General features: G+C 67.7%; 18 protein-coding genes. 1 reads left to right on the top strand and 17 read right to left on the bottom strand.

Annotation, left to right across the window (positions count from 1 at the left end; all coding sequences use genetic code 11):
* Window positions 1–108: 108 nt before the first annotated feature.
* A complete protein-coding gene (locus tag CW348_RS13075; protein WP_104612903.1) occupies window positions 109–1,668 on the bottom strand; it encodes an acyl-CoA carboxylase subunit beta in 1,560 nt (519 codons plus the stop codon).
* Window positions 1,669–2,389: 721 nt separating this feature from the next.
* Between CW348_RS13075 and CW348_RS13070 the strand changes: the two genes are divergently transcribed.
* Window positions 2,390–2,854 carry an Hsp20/alpha crystallin family protein gene (locus tag CW348_RS13070; RefSeq protein ID WP_016188540.1) on the top strand — a complete coding sequence of 155 codons (465 nt, stop codon included), beginning with the start codon at window positions 2,390–2,392 and terminating at the stop codon, window positions 2,852–2,854.
* A gap of 381 nt (window positions 2,855–3,235) precedes the next feature.
* Here the strand turns inward: CW348_RS13070 and CW348_RS13065 are convergent, their stop codons facing one another.
* From CW348_RS13065 to CW348_RS12990, 16 genes are all read right to left on the bottom strand, one after another.
* Entirely contained in the window at window positions 3,236–4,252 is a 1,017-nt protein-coding gene (locus CW348_RS13065; protein WP_016188539.1) for a glycoside hydrolase family 11 protein, read from the bottom strand.
* Window positions 4,253–5,125: 873 nt separating this feature from the next.
* Complete coding sequence (locus CW348_RS13060; protein ID WP_011291659.1) at window positions 5,126–5,947, bottom strand: inositol monophosphatase family protein; 822 nt, start codon at window positions 5,945–5,947, stop codon at window positions 5,126–5,128.
* A gap of 168 nt (window positions 5,948–6,115) precedes the next feature.
* Window positions 6,116–6,616 carry a DUF523 domain-containing protein gene (locus tag CW348_RS13055; RefSeq protein ID WP_104612904.1) on the bottom strand — a complete coding sequence of 167 codons (501 nt, stop codon included), beginning with the start codon at window positions 6,614–6,616 and terminating at the stop codon, window positions 6,116–6,118.
* Between the two features lie 140 nt (window positions 6,617–6,756).
* On the bottom strand, window positions 6,757–8,145 hold the full coding sequence (gene der, locus CW348_RS13050; protein WP_104612905.1) for a ribosome biogenesis GTPase Der: 1,389 nt from the start codon (window positions 8,143–8,145) through the stop codon (window positions 6,757–6,759).
* A gap of 96 nt (window positions 8,146–8,241) precedes the next feature.
* On the bottom strand, window positions 8,242–8,964 hold the full coding sequence (cmk, locus tag CW348_RS13045; protein WP_011291656.1) for a (d)CMP kinase: 723 nt from the start codon (window positions 8,962–8,964) through the stop codon (window positions 8,242–8,244).
* A 109-nt stretch (window positions 8,965–9,073) separates the two neighbouring features.
* The gene (locus CW348_RS13040; RefSeq protein WP_011291655.1) at window positions 9,074–10,141 is read right to left on the bottom strand and encodes a prephenate dehydrogenase; all 1,068 of its coding nucleotides are present in this window, start codon (window positions 10,139–10,141) and stop codon (window positions 9,074–9,076) included.
* Window positions 10,142–10,238: 97 nt separating this feature from the next.
* Entirely contained in the window at window positions 10,239–10,601 is a 363-nt protein-coding gene (gene aroH, locus CW348_RS13035) for a chorismate mutase (protein ID WP_011291654.1), read from the bottom strand.
* A gap of 25 nt (window positions 10,602–10,626) precedes the next feature.
* On the bottom strand, window positions 10,627–11,754 hold the full coding sequence (locus CW348_RS13030) for a pseudouridine synthase (RefSeq protein ID WP_011291653.1): 1,128 nt from the start codon (window positions 11,752–11,754) through the stop codon (window positions 10,627–10,629).
* Window positions 11,735–12,316 (bottom strand): SMC-Scp complex subunit ScpB, encoded by a 582-nt coding sequence (scpB, locus tag CW348_RS13025; protein ID WP_011291652.1) that lies wholly within the window; start codon window positions 12,314–12,316, stop codon window positions 11,735–11,737. Before scpB ends, CW348_RS13030 begins: the two co-directional genes overlap by 20 nt.
* Entirely contained in the window at window positions 12,313–13,137 is an 825-nt protein-coding gene (locus CW348_RS13020; RefSeq protein ID WP_011291651.1) for a ScpA family protein, read from the bottom strand. Before CW348_RS13020 ends, scpB begins: the two co-directional genes overlap by 4 nt.
* Before the next feature lie 58 nt (window positions 13,138–13,195).
* The gene (locus CW348_RS13015; RefSeq protein WP_011291650.1) at window positions 13,196–13,555 is read right to left on the bottom strand and encodes a hypothetical protein; all 360 of its coding nucleotides are present in this window, start codon (window positions 13,553–13,555) and stop codon (window positions 13,196–13,198) included.
* Window positions 13,552–14,511, bottom strand: coding sequence for a ParA family protein (locus CW348_RS13010; protein ID WP_011291649.1), 960 nt, complete (start codon window positions 14,509–14,511; stop codon window positions 13,552–13,554). Before CW348_RS13010 ends, CW348_RS13015 begins: the two co-directional genes overlap by 4 nt.
* A 134-nt stretch (window positions 14,512–14,645) precedes the next feature.
* Window positions 14,646–15,611, bottom strand: coding sequence for a site-specific tyrosine recombinase XerD (locus CW348_RS13005; protein WP_011291648.1), 966 nt, complete (start codon window positions 15,609–15,611; stop codon window positions 14,646–14,648).
* 66 nt (window positions 15,612–15,677) lie between these two features.
* Window positions 15,678–16,301, bottom strand: a complete 624-nt coding sequence (locus CW348_RS13000) for an NUDIX hydrolase (RefSeq protein ID WP_011291647.1) — start codon at window positions 16,299–16,301, stop codon at window positions 15,678–15,680.
* The gene (locus CW348_RS12995) at window positions 16,294–17,952 is read right to left on the bottom strand and encodes a CTP synthase (RefSeq protein ID WP_041427888.1); all 1,659 of its coding nucleotides are present in this window, start codon (window positions 17,950–17,952) and stop codon (window positions 16,294–16,296) included. Before CW348_RS12995 ends, CW348_RS13000 begins: the two co-directional genes overlap by 8 nt.
* Before the next feature lie 204 nt (window positions 17,953–18,156).
* Window positions 18,157–19,152, bottom strand: coding sequence for a GNAT family N-acetyltransferase (locus tag CW348_RS12990; RefSeq protein ID WP_016188534.1), 996 nt, complete (start codon window positions 19,150–19,152; stop codon window positions 18,157–18,159).
* Window positions 19,153–19,380: the final 228 nt, after the last annotated feature.

Genomic DNA, 19,380 nt, shown 5'->3' with positions numbered 1-19,380 from the left:
GGCGCGGGCAGCGGGGGGGGGGGGGGGGGGGGCGCGGGGGGGGGTGGGAGGAGTCCGGGGGTCTGGTGTTCGGTGTTCTCGGTGGGCCGCCATGCGCTGCTCCGTGTCTTAGGTGGGCTGGTTGCCGTGTTTCCGGTCGGGGCGTTCGGCGTGTTTGCCGCGGAGGGCGGCGAGTGCGCTGATGAGTGCCGACCGGGTGTGGGCGGGGTCGATGAGCTCGTCAACGAAGCCGCGTTCTGCCGCGTAGTGGGGGTGCATGAGTTCTTCGCGGTATTGGGCGATCTTGCGGGCCCGGACGGCGTCGGGGTCCTCTGCTGCGGCGATTTCTTTGCGGAAGACCACGTTGGCTGCGCCTTCAGCGCCCATCACCGCGATCTCGTTGGTGGGCCAGGCCAGGGAGATGTCGGATCCGATGGAGAGGGAGTCCATGACGATGTGGGCGCCGCCGTAGGACTTCCGCATGACGACTTGGACGCGGGGCACTGTCGCGTTGCAGTAGGAGTAGAGGAGTTTGGCGCCGTGCCGGATGATGCCTCCGTGCTCTTGAGCGGTGCCCGGCATGAACCCGGGAACGTCCACGAGGGTGACGAGGGGAATGTTGAAGGCGTCGCAGAATTGGACGAACCGTGCCGCTTTCTCGCTGGCGTGGATGTCGAGCACGCCGGCGAGGTGGGTCGGCTGGTTGGCGACGACACCGACCACATGCCCGTCGAGCCTGGCGAGAGCGCACACGATGTTGGGGGCCCATGCCTCGTGGACTTCGAAGAAGTCGCCCTCGTCGACGATGTCGGCGATGACGTCGCGAACGTCGTAGGGCTTGGCGGGGTCGGGGGGCACGATGCTGCTGATCCGGGTGCAAGGGCGGTCGGGCGGGTCGTCGGTGGGCAGGTGGGGTGGCAGTTCCCGGTTGTTGCTGGGGAGGAGGCTCAGCAGGTAGCGCACGTCGGTGAGGCAGGCGTGCTCGTTGTCGTAGGCGAAGTGCGCGACTCCGGACACGCTGCTGTGGGTGTCGGCACCGCCGAGTTCCTCTTGGGTGATTTCTTCGCCGGTGACGGCACGGACCACGTCGGGCCCGGTCACGAACATTTGCGCGATACCGCGGACCATGAAGACGAAGTCGGTGAGGGCCGGCGAGTAGGCGGCGCCTCCCGCGCAGGGCCCTAGGATGACGCTGATCTGGGGGATGACGCCTGAGGCGCGGACGTTGCGGGAGAAGATCCCGCCGTATCCGGCGAGGGCCCCCACTCCTTCCTGGATCCGTGCCCCTGCCCCGTCGTTGAGCCCGACCACGGGTGCGCCGGCCTCGTAGGCGAGGTCCATGATTTTTTGGATCTTTTCTGCGTGCGCTTCTCCGAGAGATCCGCCGAAAATCCGGAAGTCGTGCGCGTAGACGAAAACTTTTCTCCCGTAGACGCGTCCCCATCCCGTGACGACTCCGTCGGTGTGCGGTCTTTTGTTCTCTATTCCGAACCCCACGGAACGGTGCCGCCGGAAAGATCCGATCTCGTGGAACGAGTCTTTATCGAGCAGGAGGTCGATCCGCTCCCGTACGGTCAGTTTCCCAAGAGAGCGCTGGCGTTCTGTGGCTCTGGGGTCTCCTGCCACGACGGTGGACCGGACCGCTGCAAGGCCATCCACGAGTTTCTGAAAATAAGATTCCGCACCCATTGAGATCACGAGGTTCGCTTTGGTGGACTGCCAATAAAAATAAACGTCTGCACACCGGGAGAAAAGTTTTTGTTTTCAATAAGAATGATCTACGCAGATCCCCGATAATTCAACTAGGTAGACGCTAAGAGACAACTAAGAATGTAAAAACCGAATTTGAAGAGCGCTAAATACGGTGCTCAGGGGCGCCGTGGGTCCGGGTGGCCTTGGGGCTCGGTCGGTGCTGGTGCCACTGGGGTGGCCGCGCGGGCGGCTCGGCGGCCGTGGGCGGCTTCGGGGCATGGAGTGCACGGCGTCCACCGCAGCAGGCCTGGGCCTAGCGTGTCCCGTTCTCCTCCTGGCGTGCGGTAGTGCGGTCGAGGTCGTGGTCTCCTAGACGGCCTGGTGCGCTGGTCCCCGACTCATGGCACGGGTGAGAGGCCCGTTCGTCCTGGTTGATGGGCGCGGCCCAGCGGTAGTTCTGCGAATGCACCTGCACGGGCAGGGGCGTGGTCGACTGCGCGGTGCGCGGCGCGTCGGTGGGGTGCTGTCGACCAGCCGACTCCAGCTGGGCTTGGTGGGGAGACCCACCCCTCCCCCACCAGTGACACGCAACACACTCAACAAAGTTGAGTTTATGGGACTCAAATTTGGGGATGATCACCGGCGCAAGGCCGCAAGGCCTCCGCACCTGAACCCACCGCCTCCCGGCGGTCACCAACGAGTTCGAGGAGGTACAGACATGGCACTGCCCGTCGTCCGTTCTTCTCAGCCGACAACCGGATGGGACCCGTTTCGGGAGCTGAACGAACTCCACACGCAGCTGCATCGGTGGATGGATTCGGTGCTGGAGCGGACTTCCGGCCTCACCGCGGACCCGTTGAGCTGGTCGCCGCTGGCTGACCTGTCCGAGACCGAGGACGCCTACCTGGTCGAGGTGGAAGTCCCGGGTGTCTCCCGCGAGGACATCAGCATCGACCTGTCCGGGACGGAACTGGTGATCACGGGAGAACGCAAGGAGCGGGAGCGCGAGGGCTGGTTCCGCCACCGCACCCGCAGCGTCGGCCGGTTCCACTACGCGGTCACCCTGCCGCGGGACATCGACCCTGACGGGGTGGACGCGACCTTGTCCCAGGGGGTTTTGACCGTGCGGATCCCCAAGAGCAAGGCGCTCAAGCCGCGGCGGATCGCCATTACCGAGCGGTAATCCGCTCGTGGGCAGCGCGCGCATACCGCGGTCGCCACCATTGCCCGGCGCGCAAGACCAGGGGGTGGCTGCGGTGGCTTCCGACCGTCAGAATCCATGCAACGGGGCCCGCTGCTGTCGCAGCGGGCCCCGTGCGTTTCCCCTTATCCCCTCGGGGGTCTGTGTTCGCTGTTCATCCCCTGGAAGACCCTGGGTACCGGTGCCACGGGTGAGGGAACGCCGCGGCTCGCCGGCGGGATGACCGTGCGCCGGCCCTTTCGTGGGGGGAGGGCCAGCGCACACCGCATTCCCGGACCAATCCGCGAGCGGAGTGCTCTGCTCGCGGGTGTGGCGCGGCGGCCCCCTGAACCGCCGCGCCACAGCTGGGGTTATCCGGCAGGACTAGTTGGCGCTGCAGGACACCGTGGGCCACGTCCAGTTGCCGTTGTGCATGATCGTCATGCCCCAGTTGTTGCCGTTGCCGTTAGGCCGGGCAACCAAGGTCTGGGAGTCCGGGTAGCTGGCGTGGATGTTCCAGGTGGCGATGATCCTCGCCGGCCACGGAACGTTCACGGTCACGGTCCAGTTGTTGGAGCCGCTGACGTTGACGTTGAGGTTGTAGCGGTCGTTCCACTGCTGGCCCGCGGACAGCGTCGCCGTGCAGCCACCGCCACCGGGGGGGTTGCCGCCACCGGGGGGGTTGCCCCCACCGGGGTTGTCACCGCCGCTGGTGCCCAACGTCACGTTGGAGGATCCGCTGCTCTGGTAGCCCTCGGTCGCCATGATCATGTAGTCGTGGGTTCCGAGGTGCATACCGTGGCGGGCCCACGCGTCGAAGTGGTTCCCCGCGGTGATGGTACCGCTGGTCCGCTTGGACTGGCGGACGCTCCAGTACTGGTCGAAGGTCCGGGTGCCTTCGATGGAGGGCGCGTTGTACCGCGTGGTCTTGTAGATGTCGTAGGTACCACCGTCGGTGGTCACCGTGCCCATGTAGGTACCGGTGGGCCGGTAGGTGCCCCAGCTTTCGACGATGTAGTACTCCACGAGCGGGTTCCGCGTCCACCCGTAGAGGGTCAGGTAGGCGTTACCCGACGGGTTGAAGCTGGCGGAGTAGGTCACGGTCCGGCGGCCACCGGTGGCCCATCCCTTACCGGCGACGAAGTTCCCGGTGTTCCGCCAGGAGGTGCTGTAGTTTCCGCCAGGGCCCAGCTCCATGGAGACCGTTCCGGGCGCGTCGGTCCAGAACGAGTAGAAGTACCCGTCGTGGTACCCGGTCTCGTTGGAGGTCACGGCCGCGTGGGCGGCAGTACTGGGGATCATCGTGACGACCGCGACGAGTGCCGCGGCGAACGCCTTGCCGATGAGCAGTCTGGGCCGGAAGCGTCTCCGGCTCTTCAGACTGGCGGGGGCATGGTTCATTGTGGGTGTTTCCTCCTTGTACGGGCTGGAGGGGACCAGGGAGCATCCTGCGACCTGGTGGGGGGCGATGACCGGGGTCAGTGGTCGCCGCTCCTCGGCGTCGGGGATGACGCGGCTAGGTGAGCCACACGTCGAGTCGTCGACGACCGGACCCAGGCCGCAGTAGCTGACCTGGCTCGACAGCGGGCAAGAGCTGTCGATACCGACAGTGTTCGCCCGATTCTATGGAGTTGTCAATAGATTCCGGAAGATTCCGGAAATTTCCCTGGTCAAAAGTTCGTGAAGAACATCAGATCTACGCGCCTCTTCCCCCGCCTCCGACCGTCTTTCTTCGGCTTGCGCGGCGGTTTTCCCTGTTCGAAAATTTTCGATACCTTTCCGAATAAAACCGGGAGACCCGGTCGGGAAGAGGGTCACCAGTCCAGCCCACAGCCCGCCGCAGCCGCCCCGCGCTCTCCGGAACCGGCCGCAGACATCCACAGACGTCGCAGCGGAGTGTCCCGCGCTACGGTGCCTTCCCGACACGCTGCAGTCCGCTTCGTAGCGCGGCAGACCCCAGCCCGCCGCGCAGCACAGTCCGACCACTGCGCAAGCTCGATCCCTTGCGGGCACCCCACTCCATGGGACGCATCCCGCGCCGACCGCAGCAGAATGTGCCGCACCCCGTCCAGCTCCAGCACCCCGGCATGCCCCCGTACTCTTCGCAAGCCCCCGTCAGCAGAGAACTCCTGAACCGTCTTTTGGCCCGACTATTCTGGCGCAGCTACACGGCCAGTGCGCCGTTCCCCCTTGCGCTCGCTCCTACCAGGCCGATACCCCCACAAGGGTGCGGCGCTGTGCCCGCCCCGTCACCGGCTTCCCCGCGGGCCCGGGTCAGTCTGCTGCGGCAGGCCAGTACGGGGTGTGGCGGGCTACCGCGAGCAGCGGGAGCACGGCGTCACGCAGCCCAGGAGTCACCGCGACCGTGCACTTGGACCGCAGGGTGTGCGGGCTGCCGTCGCTGTCCACCACCACCGCACCAGCCTCGCGGGCGATTACGGTCCCCGCCGCCGTGTCCCACGGGCGGTTGCCCAAGGTGACGCTGACGTCCAACGCGCCCTCGGCCACAAACACGAGGTCCACGGCTGTGGCGCCCAGGCGGCGCACCCCTTGGGCGCGCGCGGACAGGACCCGGTCCAGTTCCGCGGAGAGCAGGTCGCGTACCGGGAAGTCAGCCCAACCGCCGTAACTGCTGAGCGCCACCAAGGCCCGCGAAATATCGGTCGTTTCCGACACGGTGATCTGGGTGTGGTCCCGGTAGGCGCCGTGCCCGCGGGCCGCCCAGTAGCGTCTGCCGAGGAACGGCAGCGCGATCACACCGAGCACCGGCTGCTCGTCGTGGATCAGCCCGAGCGCCACCGCGTTCAACGGCAAGCCGTGGGAGAAGTTCGTGGTGCCATCCACCGGGTCGAGCACCCAGTAGGTGGCGGAGTCGCCCGTAGCTCCCGTTTCTTCCCCGAGGAACCCCAGGTCAGGAGTGTCCCGCAGCAACCGGTCGCGGACCAGGTGCTCCACGGCCTCGTCGATGTCGGTCACGATCTCCCGGCCGCCTTTGCTCCGAATCCCCGTCACCGGCTGAGACAGCACGTAGTCGACGGCCGCATCAACAGCGTGGTGGGCGACGGACAGTAAGGCCTTGAGGTCAGACTGAGGCATGGAGGTCCTCCGGTCGGCGGGAACAAAGGGGGGAGGGTCGGCGGCGGGATCCGCTCTCTGCCGCCGGCTCCGTGCAGGACTTTACGCAACCGTGCCACGCTAGGCAGCCGGCTCCTCCCCTCACGGGGGCGCTTCCGCAGCCCCGAACGGCACGGAAGAGGTCGGACGTCAGCGAGACGTCTCCAACTCCGTAAGCCGGGCCTGGGCTTGCGGAAGTTCGTGCTCGGTGAAGACGTCGATGCCGTGGTCGCGCAGCAGCAGAGTGGTCAGCCCCGTTCCCGGGACGGTCGTACCGGTGAACGAGCCGTCGAACACCTGGTGGACCCCACAGGACGGGCTTTTCTCCTTGAGGACGGCCAGCCGCACCCCGTGCTCTTGGGCAGCGCGCAGGGCGGCCTGGGCGCCGTGGAGGAAGAACGCGGTAACGTCGCGGCCGTCCCGGGTCCGGATCCGCGCTTGTCCCGCTAAGACAGCGCGGGCCCCTTGCGCGCCTTCGATCTCGGCGGGCGGCCGGGGAACCGGAAGTCCTCCGACCACTTCCGGACAGAACGGAACGAGCCGTCCTTCGTCTCGCCAGCGCGCCACAATCTCGTGGTTGATCGTTTTCGCCCGTCCGTCGAACCGCACTGCCCGCCCCAGCAGGCAGGCGCTGACCAGTATCCGTTCCATCGCTTCCTCCCCCGCCCGGATCCAGGCCGTCCGACCGGCTGCTGGCGGGCTGTCCGAAGGGTCCAGCCCGCCAGCAGTGCACGCAGCCGGGGTTGCGGCCGCTTCCCGGCGCAGTGGCGCGCAGACAGGCCCTCGCGGTCCTAGCGCTGGGCGGCCTTCCCCTTCTTCTTCTCCCGGATGCGCATGGTCAGTTTGATGGGCGTGCCCTCAAACCCGAAGTCCTCCCGCAGCCGCCGTTCGATGAACCGGCGGTAGTTGTCTTCCAGGAACCCTGTGGTGAACAGCACGAAGTGCGGTGGCCGGACCCCCGCCTGGGTGGCGAACAGGATCTTGGTCTGCCGGCCGCCGCGTGCGGGCGGGGGCACGGCCGAGACCAGCTCCTTGAACCAGGCGTTGAGACGCCCCGTGGAGATGCGGGTCTCCCAGTTCTCCAGGCCCTGTTCGATCGCAGGAACCAGCCGTTCGACGTGCCGCCCGGTCTTCGCGGAAATGTTGACCCGGGGCGCCCAGCTCACCCGGAATAGTTGGCGGTCGATCTCTTTCTCCAGGTAGTAGCGGCGCTCGTCGTCCAGCAGATCCCACTTGTTGAACGCCAGCACCAGGGCCCGGCCCGCCTCGATGACCTGGTCAATGATCCGGAGGTCCTGCTCCGCCAGGGGTTCGCTGGCGTCCAGCAGGACCACGGCGACCTCGGCGCGTTCCAGCGCGGTGGCGGTACGCATCGTCGCGTAGTAGTCCGCGCCTTGCAGGGCGCGGAACCGGCGCCGGATTCCCGCGGTGTCGATGAACTTCCACGTTTTCCCGCCGAGTTCGACGAGCTCGTCGACCGCATCCCGGGTGGTGCCCGCCACCGAGTCCACGACCACACGCTCTTCCCCGGCGAGCTTGTTGAGCAGGCTGGACTTGCCGACGTTGGGCCGTCCCACCAAGGCGACCCGGCGCGGCCCGTCGACCGCGGCCTCTTCGAGAGGGGGCGGTTCTTTCGGCATGGCGTCGAGGACCGCGTCGAGCAGGTCGCCGATACCGCGGCCGTGCAGGGCACTGACCGGGTACGGCTCCCCCACCCCCAGATTCCACAGCTCCATCGCGTCCGCGTCGCCCAGCGGGCCGTCCACCTTGTTGGCGGCCAGCACCACGGGGCGCTTGGTGGCGCGCAGGACGCGGGTGACGGCCTCGTCCTCGTCAGTGATTCCGACCGTGGCGTCCACCACGAACAGGATCACGTCGGCAGTTTCTGCGGCGTATTCGGCTTGGCGCGCCACCATGGCGGCCAGTCCTTTAGCGTTGGTCTCCCAGCCGCCCGTGTCGACGAGGGTGAATTCGCGCCCTTGCCAGTTGGCGTCGTAGGCCACCCGGTCCCGGGTCACCCCCGGAACGTCTTCCACCACTGCTTCGCGACGTCCGATGATCCGGTTGACCAGGGACGATTTGCCTACGTTAGGGCGTCCCACCACGGCCACGACAGGTTTGACGCGGGTGGTTTCGTCGCTAGCGGCCACTGTGGTGCGCTCGTCGGCGTTGTCACTCATCACGCATACTCCCGGTAGCAAGTCCCCACGCGCCCAGGATGCGTGTCGTGAGGACTGGATGGCCCGCGTGCCGGTCGGCACGGGGTCCCGCGTCTCTCAGCGGGGCTGTGGCGAAGGTCGGCTGGCCGCCTCCCGCGCCTCGTCGGCGAGTTTGACCACCAGTGCGATGACCTCGTCCAACGTCAGACCCGTGGTGTCCAATTCGATGGCGTCCGGGGTCTGGGTCAAGGGGGCCACGGCGCGGGTCGAATCCAACTGGTCGCGGCGGACCAGCGCCTCCCGGGTAGCCATGACGTCGGTGGACTGCATTTCTCTGCTGCGCCGCTGGGCCCGGGCGTCCGCGCTCGCGGTGAGGAAGAGCTTCACCGGGGCTTCGGGGGCGACCACCGTGGTGATGTCGCGGCCTTCCACGACAATCCCGGGTGAGGTCGCGCACGCTTCAGCGATGATTTCGCGCTGGCGGGCGACAAGGATCTCCCGTACTCGGGGCACGGCGCTGACTGCGCTGACGTTGGCGGTGACGATGTCGGTGCGGATCTCCTGGGCCACGTCAACCCCGTCGACGTGAACGGTGGGCGCATCCGGGTCGATACCCATGGTGATCACCGGGCGTGGGGCTGCCTCAGCGACCGCTTCAGGGTCGGACACGTCGATCCCGTGGGTCAGCATCCACCATGTCATGGCGCGGTACATGGCGCCGGTGTCGAGGTATTTGAGGTCACGTGCCCGGGCCACACCCTTGGCTGTGCTGGACTTTCCCGATCCTGAAGGACCGTCGATGGCGATGACGAACCCCTCGCCGTGCCCTTGCCCGCTCACGTCTACCGCTCCCTGCACAACGTCCGCCTTGTCGTCTTTTCCGGTTCAGCCTACAGCCCGCTCAGCCTCGCAGAGTCCTTTCGGGGAGATGGGCGCGGTCCGGCACCCTTCAACGGTGCACCGACCATCCGCCCGCGGTGAGAGCACGCTCCAGCCGGTCGCGGGCTTCGGGGACCACCGACAGTTGGGCCACACCCAGCGGCAGCCCTGGAGAGTGGTCGATCCGCACGTCCTCCACGTTGACACCCGCCTCGGCCGCGGCGGCGAACAGGCGACCCAATGCTCCCGGTTCGTCCGGGATCACCACCGACAGCACCGCGTAGTCGGGGGTGGGGCCGATGCCGCGTTTGCCGGGGACCCGCGCGTGCCCCGCGCGGCCCCGCCGCAGCAGGTCCACAACCGTGTCCAGGGTGCCGGTGCGGAGCGCGGCAGCGGCCGCCGCCAAGTCCGCAGCGACCTGCTCCAGGACCGCGGCCACGGGGCCAGCGTTGTGGCTGAGGATCTCCCGCCACAGGTCCACGTCCCCTCCGGCGATGCGTGTCATGTCACGCAGGCCTTGCCCGGCCAGGGCAAGCGCGGTGTCGTCCCCGTCGAGCAGGGAGGCAGCCACCGCGGCAGACACCGCGTGGGGGGCGTGGGAGACCAGCGCCACCGCCCTGTCGTGGGCTGTCTCGTCGACCACCAGAGGGTTGGCCCCGCAGAGTTCCGCGAGCAGGGTAGCGGTTTTCACTGCGACAGGGTCGGTCTGGGGGGTGGGACACAGCGCCCACGAGCGGCCGAGGAACAGGTCGGCGCGGGCCGCACTGGGCCCCTGCTTCTCCCTGCCCCCCATGGGATGGCCGGGCACGTAGCTGGCCATCGTGCAACCGAGCTCCGCTGCCTGCCTGACCACGGACGTTTTCACGCTGGCCACATCCGTGTAGACGCGGGCCAGGCCGCGCTGCTGCGCGTCGCGGAGGGCCGCGGGCACCGCGCTAGGCGGTACCGCGACCACGGCGATGTCCGCGGGCTCCGGCAGGTCCTCGACCAGGGGGGTGCCGGCGCCCAGTTCGCAGGCCAGCTCCAGGGCTGCGGAGTCGCGGTCGCTGAGTGCCACGTCGACACCGCGCTGCCGCAGCGCCAACGCGATCGACGTTCCGATCAGCCCGGTGCCGATCACGACCGCACTCTCGACCATGGCCTTGTCTCCCGTTGTCGGCTATCCGTCTCCGGTTTTCCGCCCAGGCTAGGGCACCCGGCGGTGGACCGCAGCGCGCCCGCCTTCCCGTTGCCGGCTACTGCGCGATGTCCAACCGCAGGACTTGGGCGCCGCGCAGGTAGACGTGGTGCAGTTCCGAGCGGGGCCGGTCGGTTTCGATGTGCGCCATGAGCCGCACCACACGGGGCAGGGCGTGCGGCACTGCGATCTCGGTGGAGCAGATGAGGGGGACGTCAGTGAAGCCGAGCTTGCGTGCGGCCAGCGCCGGGAACTCCGCGTTGAGGTCCTGGGTCGCGGTGAACAGGACACTGATGAAATCGTCGGTGGTCAACTGGTTGCGGCGCATGACCTCTTCGATCAGCTCCGCGGTCGCTTCTAATATGAGGTCCCGTTCGTTGGCGTCGACCTGGACCGCCCCACGGATTGCTCGTACCGCCACTTTTCGTCCTCCCGATATCCCTGGGCTACATCCCTGCGGCAGTGTAGAGCTCGCTGACTTCCTGCGAGGTCAGGGCCCTGATGGTGCCGCTCTTCAGGTTGTTGAGCCCGACCGGTCCGATCTGGGTGCGGGCCAGGTCAGACACGGGGTGACCCACCGCTTTCATGAGGCGGCGCACAATGTGCTTCCGCCCCTCATGCAGTCTGATCTCGACCAGGGCTTTCGGCTCGATGTTGTCGATCACCCGGAACGAGTCCACTTTGACGAATCCGTCGTCCAGTTCGACCCCTTTGCGGATCTGGCGGATGACGTCGCGGGGGACGGGTCCGGGCACTTTCGCAAGATAGGTCTTGGTCACTTTATAGCGGGGGTGGGTGAGCCGGTTGGCGAGCTCCCCATCGTTGGTGAGCAGGATCAGGCCCTCGGTGTCCGTGTCGAGGCGGCCGACGTGGAACAGCCGTTCTTCGATGGGGCCGATCTGGGCGGCGTAGTCGCCGATCGTGGGCCGCCCCTCGGGGTCGAACATGGTGCTGACCACCCCGCGCGGCTTGTTCAACGCGTAGTAGCGCAGGTTCTGGGAGGTGACTACCCGCATACCGTCCACGCGGATCTCGGACTTCTCCGGGTCGACGCGGGCACCGAAACGCCGCACGATCTGCCCGTCGACGCTGACCCGGCCTGCAGCGATCAGCTCCTCGCAGGCGCGGCGGCTCGCCACCCCCGCCTGGGCGAGGGCTTTCTGCAGCCGGATGCCGCCGGGAACGTCCACGTAGGTGTCGCGCTCCTCGTCCGGGTCGACGGGATCGTCGTCCCACGGATCGTATTCGTCGCGGAGGATCCGCAGCCGGGCGCGGGCTTGCGGCGACAGTCCCCGTTCTGCGCCGCGTCCCCCGCGGCCGGAGCGCCGGGCGCGGGGGTCGTGAGCGTGCCGCTGCCTCCGTTCGGCTTGGGCACGCTGCGTGCGCTCCCCACGCTGTCCGTCCCGCTGCTTCCGGCCGGGGGCAGTCCTCCGGTCGTCCCCGGTGTCCTGGTCGAAATGTGCGCCGCGGCGGTCCCGGTGCTCGCGGCGTCCCGTCTGTTCGAAATGGCCGCGCCCACCGCGCGGTCGGCCGCCGCCACGGCGGCGGATGCTGTCATCGTGTGGCTTGTTCACCGGTGTCGTCGAGACCTTCGATGTCGTCGGGTAGGAAAGGGGCGAGGTCGGGAAGTTCGTCGAGACTGCGCAATCCTAGCCGTTCCAGGAAATAGCTGGTGGTGCGATAGAGAATCGCGCCTGACTCCGGGTCCTGGCCGGCTTCTTCGATCAGCCCCCGTAGTACGAGGGTACGCATAACCCCGTCACAGTTCACACCGCGGATCGCAGAGACCTTGCCGCGGGAGACGGGCTGGCGGTAGGCCACCACGGCGAGCGTCTCCAAGGCTGCCTGGGTGAGCCGCACTTCGTGGCCGTCGCGGAGGAAGTGCTCCACGGCTTCAGCACATTCGGGACGGGTGTAAAAGCGCCACCCTTCGGCTACTTCCCGCAGGTCGAAGCCGCGGCCCTGCTCGGTGTACTCGCGTGCTGTCTCCCGCAGCACGCGGGTGACGGTCTCCACGTCGGTGCCGAAGGCGCGGGCCAGTTCGTAGGCGGAGACTGGCTGGTCGACCACCATGAGCACGGCTTCCAAGTTGCGGCGGAGCACGGTCAGGTCGACCTCGGATGTGGTGCGGCTCACGGGGCCCTCCCCTCGTCGTGGTCTTTGGTCTGTCCGTAGTCGTCGGCCACTGACACGTCGCCTTCGCTGCTGCCGGTCCAGGTGATCCGCAGCTCCCCCAGCGGTTCCGGCTGGTCGAAGCTGACGTGAGCGTTCCGGTACAGCTCGAGCAGGGCGAGGAACCGCGCCACGATCTCAAACGTATCGGTGCAGGCGCGGGTGAGCTCGGTGAAGGTGAGCGTGCCGTGCTCCCGCAGTTCCGCCACGACCAGCACCGCCTGTTCTGCCACGGAAGTTTTGGGCTGGTGGATGTGGGTGACCGGGACGCTCGGCGGTTCACGCGGGGTGAAGACGCGGGCGGCTAGGGCAGCGAACTCCTGGGGGCCGAGGGTGAGGAGGACGTCAGGACGCAGGTCGGCGAAGCGGGGTTCGAGGGGGACGGCGCGCGCCCAGCGGCGGCTCTGCGCGGCGAGCCGTTCCGCGAACACGGCAGCGACCTGCTTGTAGGCCCGGTACTGCAGGAGGCGGGCGAACAGCAGGTCGCGGGCTTCCAGCAGGGCCAGGTCGGCTTCGTCCTCCACTTCCCCGCGGGGAAGCAGCCGGGCCGCCTTCAGGTCGAGGAGGGTCGCGGCCACCAGCAGGAAGTTGCTGACCATGTCAAGGTCCCACGAGTCTTCGTAGGCCTTGATGTGCGCGATGAACTCGTCGGTGACCTTCGACAGCGCTACCTCGGTGATGTCCAGCTTGTGCTTGGAGATGAGGGTGAGGAGCAGGTCGAAGGGGCCTTCGAAGTTGTCGAGGTGGACGAGGAACCCCCGCTCGGGGGACTCTTGGTCGGTCATCGGTGGTCCGGGGCGTGCCCCGGCGGGATCGGTCGATGGGTCATAGTCACCGGCTGGTTCAGGGGTCGCTGAGTCGCTGCACTAGCATGCTCGACTCTCCGTACTCCTCAAAATCCGCGAGCAGGACCGCGATCGCTTCCCGCACGATCCGGCCGCGGTCAACGGTGAGTCCGTAGTCGGCGCGCAGCACGAGCCGGGTCTGCTCCAAGGCGAGGAGTTCGTCCTCGGAGACGTAGACGGTGATCTTCTCTTCGTGGCGTTGCCGTCCGCTCGGCGGTATCGCGATGCGCGGTCGTGTGTGCCGGGCCCGCCCGCGCTGGGGCGTGCCCGGGGCTGCTGCCTCTGCGGGGGTCGTAGGCGTTTCGGAGCGGGACGCGGCGGGGCGGACGAGCGTGTCCTCCGCACCGGACCGCGTCACGCGTCGGGAACGCCGTGGGACCACCGGGCAAGCACCTCCTTGGCCAGTTCCCGGTAGGCACGGGCGCCCGCCGACGAGGGGTCGAACTGGGTGATCGGTTCACCGGCGACCGTGGCGTCGGGGAATCTGACGGTCCGGTGGATGACGGTGTGGAACACTTTGGGGCCGAAGCCTTCGATGATGGTGGCGAGCACTTCGCGGGCGTGCAGGGTCCTCGGGTCGTACATGGTGCCGAGGAACCCGTCGATCTCCAGGCGGTCGTTGAGCCGCTCCTTGACTTTCTGGATGGTGTCCATGAGGAGGGCGACGCCGCGGAGCGCGAAGAACTCGCATTCCAGGGGGACGATGACGCCGTGGGCGGCGGTGAGGGCGTTGACGGTGAGCAGGCCCAGCGACGGCTGGCAGTCGATGAGGACCACGTCGTAGTCGTCGACCACGGGTGCGAGGGCGCGGCTGAGCATCTGCTCGCGGGCGACCTCACCGACGAGTTGGACTTCCGCGGCAGACAGGTCGATGTTGCTGGGGATCAGGTCCAGCCCGTCGATCTCCGTGGTGAGCAGCACTTTGTCGACGGTGACGTCGCGCTGCATGAGCAGGTTGTAGATGGTGAGGTCCAGTTCACGCGGGTCGCGGCGGCCTAACCCCACGGAGAGTGCGCCTTGGGGATCGAAGTCTACGAGCAGGACACGGCGTCCGTACTCGGCGAGTGCTGCCCCCAGGTTGATGGTGGTGGTGGTCTTGCCGACCCCACCTTTTTGGTTGCACAACGCCACGATGCGGGCGGGGCCGTGGTGGTCGAGGGGTTCCGGTTCCGGAAATTCCGGTTTCGGCCGGTTCACCCCGCCTAGTGCCGCCCCCGCGCTGGGCGCCTGCGCCCAGGGGCTGTTCGCCGGCTCGGCCGCCGCAGCATCCGCTGATGCTGGCGTGCCCACGTTGTCGTATCCGGACCAGCTCACAACCCAGGACCTCCCTACGGACCGGTCGTCATCACACCGAATTCTGCCGAACCGGTTGACAGGCCGTTGGAAAAACTCGATTTGTCGACACTATTGCGTTCGTGCGGCGACTCTAGAGTGTCGGATGCGGTGAATCAACGCGACACTCGCGCCCGGGGATGTGCTGCAGCGTACACCTCCCGCAGCCGGTCCACGGTGACGAGGGTGTAGACCTGCGTCGTGGTGACGGAGGCGTGCCCTAAAAGCTCTTGGACGACGCGCACGTCCGCGCCCCCGTCGATGAGGTGGGTGGCGAACGAGTGGCGCAAGGTGTGCGGGGACACATCGCGGAGGCCGGCCCGTTCAGCGGCGGCGTGCAGTACCGCCCACGCACCCTGCCGGGTCAGCCTGCCTCCGCGGGCGTTGAGGAACAGGGCGCTGCTGCCGCGTCCGGCAGCGGCGAGCCCGGGACGGGCCCGCACCAGGTAGGCGTCTACAGCGGTGCGCGCATACCGGCCGACCGGCACGATGCGCTCTTTACCGCCTTTGCCGCGGAACCGCACCGCCGCGACTTCGGTGTCGGCGTGCGGGTCGGGGCGCAGCCGAGTGACGTCGTCCACGTCCAGGCCGACGACTTCGGAGATCCGCGCCCCCGTGCCGTACAGCAGTTCTATGAGGGCGCGGTCCCGCAGTGCGCGCGGACCGCCTCCGATGTCGGCTGCGGCGAGCAGCGCCTCCACTTGGGCCACGGTGATGGCTTTGGGGAGTCTGCGCTGGAGGGCGGGGGGCCGTACCTCGTGGGCGGGGTCGTGGGCGGTGAGTCCTTCGCGGAGCGCGAACCGGTGCAGGCCGCGGACTGCGATCACGGCTCGTCCCGCGGAGTTGGCGCCCAAAGGCCGGTGGTGGGCGTCGCCTTCCCGCAGGGTGCGCAGGAAGGAGGCGACGTCGTCGGCGCGGACGTCGCGCAGGTCGGTGATGCCGCGGGCGGTGAGGAAGTCCAGGTAGCGGTTGAGGTCCCGGCGGTAGGACTGGAGGGTGTTGGCGGCGAGCCCGCGTTCCACAGTCAAGTGGTCGAGGTATCCGCGTACCGCTGTGTGAAGACGAGACGCCTGCTCGGGCATTCCGCTTGGCTCCTCCCCGGGTCGGTGCAGTGGCGGCGGCCCGGGGCCGGACCACCGCCACCATGATTATTCGACCGCGGGGCGCAGGGACGCGAAACCGTCGCGGGACGCCGCGTGGGCGGCGAGAATCCCGATGACGGTGGCGGCGTTGTGCAGCCGTCCCGCGAGCACTGCGGCGACCGCCTCGTCCAGCGGAACCCATTCGATGGGCATGTCCGCTTCCTCGTGGATGCGGACAAAGTCCACTTCCTCCTCGGGGACGCGGACGAGGTCACGGGCGAGGAAGACGTGGATGCGTTCCGTGGAAAACCCTGCGGAAGGGAAGAAGTCGGCAAGCTCGTGCCACGTGGCCGCCCGGTATCCGGCTTCTTCCAGCAGTTCCCGTTGCGCGGTACGCAACGGGGGCTCCCCGTCAACGTCGCGGATCCCGGCGGGCAGCTCCCACAGCCGGTGCTGGACCGCGTGCCGGTACTGGCGGAGCAGCAGCACCCGCCCGGCGTCGTCGAGGGCCAGGGCCGCGACCGCTCCAGGGTGGACGAAGCGGTCCCGGGCCACGGTCTCCTCACCGTCCCGGCCGGGCATACGCACCCAGTCGGTGACCATGCCGACGATGGGGCTGCGGTACCGCGTCTCCGAGCGTTCGACCGGCCAGGAGTCGGGGGTATCGACGATCCCGGTGTCGTCACCCATCGGCGATCCCTGTCCCCGCCGAGTATTTCAGCGCGGCCTCGATGAATCCCACGAACAGCGGGTGGGGGCGGGTGGGCCGGGAGCGCAGCTCCGGGTGGGCCTGGGTGCCGAGGAAGAACGGGTGCTTGTCCTGCGGCAGCTCCACGTACTCCACCAGGGATCCGTCAGGGGAGACTCCGGAGATGACCAGTCCCGCTTCTTCCAGGACGGGCCGGTAGGCGTTGGAGACCTCGTAGCGGTGGCGGTGCCGTTCGGAGACTTCTTCCGCCCCTCCGTACAGTTCCCGGACGAGCGTGTTCTCGCGGAGCCGGGCCGGGTACAGGCCGAGCCGCATCGTGCCGCCCATGTCGCGTTCCCCGGCGACCACGTCGGTCTGGTCGGCCATGGTGGAGACGACCGGGTGTTCCGCCTTGTCATCGAACTCGAGGCTGTTGGCGCCGCGCAGCCCGGCCACGTCGCGGGCGTATTCGATGACCATGCACTGCAGGCCCAGACAGATGCCGAGCAGGGGGATGCCGTTTTCACGGGCGTGGCGGATCGCCCCCACTTTGCCTTCGATGCCGCGCACCCCGAAACCACCGGGGATGAGGACCCCGTGGACCCCGTCGAGTTCCCGTTGGGCGCCTTCCGGGGTGGTGCAGTTGTCGCTGGCCACCCAGCGGATGTTGACCCGGGTGCGGTGGGCGAACCCTCCGGCCCGCAGCGCTTCAGTGACCGACAGGTAGGCGTCGGGGAGGTCGACGTATTTACCGACTAGGGCGATGGTGACTTCGTGCTCGGGGTTGTGGACCCGGTCGAGCACGTCGTTCCACTCGGTCCAGTCCACGTCGCGGAAGGCCAGCCCGAGGCGGCGCACGACGAAGGCGTCCAAGCCCTCGCGGTGCAGCACCTTGGGGATGTCGTAGATGGAGGGAGCGTCCGGGCAGGCCACGACACCGCCCTCCTCCACGTCGCACATGAGGCTGATCTTCTGCTTGAGACTGGTGGGAATCGGGCGGTCAGCGCGGCAGACGATCGCATCAGGCTGGATGCCGATGCTGCGCAGCGCAGCCACCGAATGCTGGGTGGGTTTCGTCTTCAGTTCACCGGCGGGCGCCAGATACGGCAGCAGGGAGATGTGCAGGAAGAAGCAGTTGTCGCGGCCGATCTCGTGCCTGATCTGCCTGGCTGCCTCGAGGAAGGGCTGCGATTCGATGTCCCCGACCGTGCCGCCGATCTCGGTAATGACCACGTCCACGTCCTCGCTGTCCATGGCGAGGATGCGGGCTTTGATCTCGTTGGTGATGTGCGGAATGACCTGCACTGTATCGCCGAGGTAGGCGCCTTGGCGCTCCTTGGCGATCACGCTGGAGTAGATCTGCCCAGTAGTGACGTTGGCTGAGGCGGACAGCTCGGTGTCCAGGAACCGCTCGTAGTGGCCGATGTCCAGGTCGGTTTCTGCCCCGTCGTCAGTGACGAACACCTCACCGTGCTGGAACGGGTTCATCGTTCCAGGGTCGACGTTGAGGTAGGGGTCGAGCTTCTGCATCGTGACCCGCAGCCCGCGCGACTTCAGCAGTCGTCCGAGGCTGGAAGCGGTCAGGCCCTTGCCGAGGCTGGAGGCGACGCCGCCGGTGACGAAAAGGTGTTTGCTACTCGCGGCGGATGCCAAGATTGCTCCCGTGGTTGTGCGGCTACGGAACGCCTTACGTCCGTCAGGCGACCGTGCGGTGTCCGCCAACGGCACACGGCCGAACAAACTCTGCGGACTCCACGGGCTCCCAGGATAACACCCTGTCCTGATGGGCTGGGGCCAGTGGGTGCCGCCCGGTTGCGGGTACCGGCCGTGGTCCGGTCCGCACCCGCAACCGGAGGCTCAACGCAAGGCGAGTGCCGGCCGGACCTCCCACGTGGTCCACAGCGGCCGGTAGCCCATCCGGTGCCAGAACGGGCCTGACAGGGGGTTGGTGACCGAGTAGTTGAGCAGGGTGACCGCGATGCCGTGGGTGTCCAGGGCATGGTGGGCGTGGCTGATCAGCGTGGTGCCGATGCCCTGCCCCCGTTCCTCTTCGACCACAGTTCCGTAGCCGATGTAGGCGGCGGGTGCCGCGTTGACGAGGGGGGCGACCCACCGTGCCCGGTGCGGTGGGGAAACCCACACGAGTCCCACGGGACGGCCACGCCGTTCCGCCAGCCAGATCCACGACGGGTTGCGGCTCAATGCCCGGGCCGCCACCTTGCGGGTCTGCTCGGCGGTCTCCGGCTGGATGAAGACACTGCCGAAGTGTTCTTCGTAACGGTGCTCCTCCATGACCAGGCTGACCACGGCGGTCAAATCCTGGAGGTCGGCGAGCCGGATCGTGACGTCCCGCGGCGGCAGTGCGGGAGGCACGCCGCGGCGGCGTTCCCGGACCGCCATGACAGTGACCGGCTGCATGCCGTGGCGCTGCAGCGGACGGATCCCGCACACGTCACGGGCAGGCCAGGTCAGCAGGGCCGCGGACTCTGACCCTGTCCCGGTGGGCAGTCTTTCCAACTGGTCGCGCCAACTGGTCAGCAGTGAGTCGAGCGCCCCCTCCGGGTCGGAGCCGCCCACGAGTGGGGTGATCCAGTGCTGGTCGGGGACTCCCCAGGTCCGTCCTGCCTCTCCGGGCTGGTACCAGGAGTAGCGCATAGCGCCGATCGCCATGGGGCGGCCCAGCTCGTCGCTGACGGTCAGCAGCGGGTTGGTGTTGAGCTTCGGATGCGACGGCTCAGGCAGCAGCGGGTCAACCGCTGCCCAGCGCTTGGCCACCGATGCCACGAGTCTGTCAAATTCGGCTGTCCCGTTCGGCGGATTGTCATGCCGCACCCGCGCGACATAGCCGCTCATTCATCCCTCCCTGGCGGTGGCACGCTCACGCGTACGCACCGGGGGTTCCTAGCGCCCCGCCGCTAGAACCCTTGTCGATTACCTAAAGTCGCATATCGACTACCGAAGCGTACGTTATCGCCTCAGACCGGAGAATGCAGGCAAAACCTCAGAAGTTTGTGTCTTCGTTCTGAAATTGTCGTCCGACAATCTTCCACGGTCTACCTATAAGCCAACAAACCCCTCAAC

Origin of the sequence: Thermobifida sp. (genome assembly GCF_017577275.1) — a bacterium.
GTDB lineage: Bacteria > Actinomycetota > Actinomycetes > Streptosporangiales > Streptosporangiaceae > Thermobifida > Thermobifida fusca.
This window is presented reverse-complemented; position numbering and strand designations above follow the sequence as displayed.

What these genes read in the sequence shown, in the direction of transcription:
- CW348_RS12990 (WP_016188534.1), bottom strand. Translation starts at nt 19,152, where the DNA reads ATGAGCGGCTATGTCGCGCGGGTGCGGCATGACAATCCGCCGAACGGG.
- CW348_RS13020 (WP_011291651.1), bottom strand. Translation starts at nt 13,137, where the DNA reads ATGACCGACCAAGAGTCCCCCGAGCGGGGGTTCCTCGTCCACCTCGAC.
- CW348_RS13060 (WP_011291659.1), bottom strand. Translation starts at nt 5,947, where the DNA reads ATGCCTCAGTCTGACCTCAAGGCCTTACTGTCCGTCGCCCACCACGCT.
- CW348_RS13005 (WP_011291648.1), bottom strand. Translation starts at nt 15,611, where the DNA reads ATGCCCGAGCAGGCGTCTCGTCTTCACACAGCGGTACGCGGATACCTC.
- CW348_RS13040 (WP_011291655.1), bottom strand. Translation starts at nt 10,141, where the DNA reads ATGGTCGAGAGTGCGGTCGTGATCGGCACCGGGCTGATCGGAACGTCG.
- CW348_RS13000 (WP_011291647.1), bottom strand. Translation starts at nt 16,301, where the DNA reads ATGGGTGACGACACCGGGATCGTCGATACCCCCGACTCCTGGCCGGTC.
- CW348_RS13065 (WP_016188539.1), bottom strand. Translation starts at nt 4,252, where the DNA reads ATGAACCATGCCCCCGCCAGTCTGAAGAGCCGGAGACGCTTCCGGCCC.
- CW348_RS13075 (WP_104612903.1), bottom strand. Translation starts at nt 1,668, where the DNA reads ATGGGTGCGGAATCTTATTTTCAGAAACTCGTGGATGGCCTTGCAGCG.
- CW348_RS13070 (WP_016188540.1), top strand. Translation starts at nt 2,390, where the DNA reads ATGGCACTGCCCGTCGTCCGTTCTTCTCAGCCGACAACCGGATGGGAC.
- CW348_RS13055 (WP_104612904.1), bottom strand. Translation starts at nt 6,616, where the DNA reads ATGGAACGGATACTGGTCAGCGCCTGCCTGCTGGGGCGGGCAGTGCGG.
- der (WP_104612905.1), bottom strand. Translation starts at nt 8,145, where the DNA reads ATGAGTGACAACGCCGACGAGCGCACCACAGTGGCCGCTAGCGACGAA.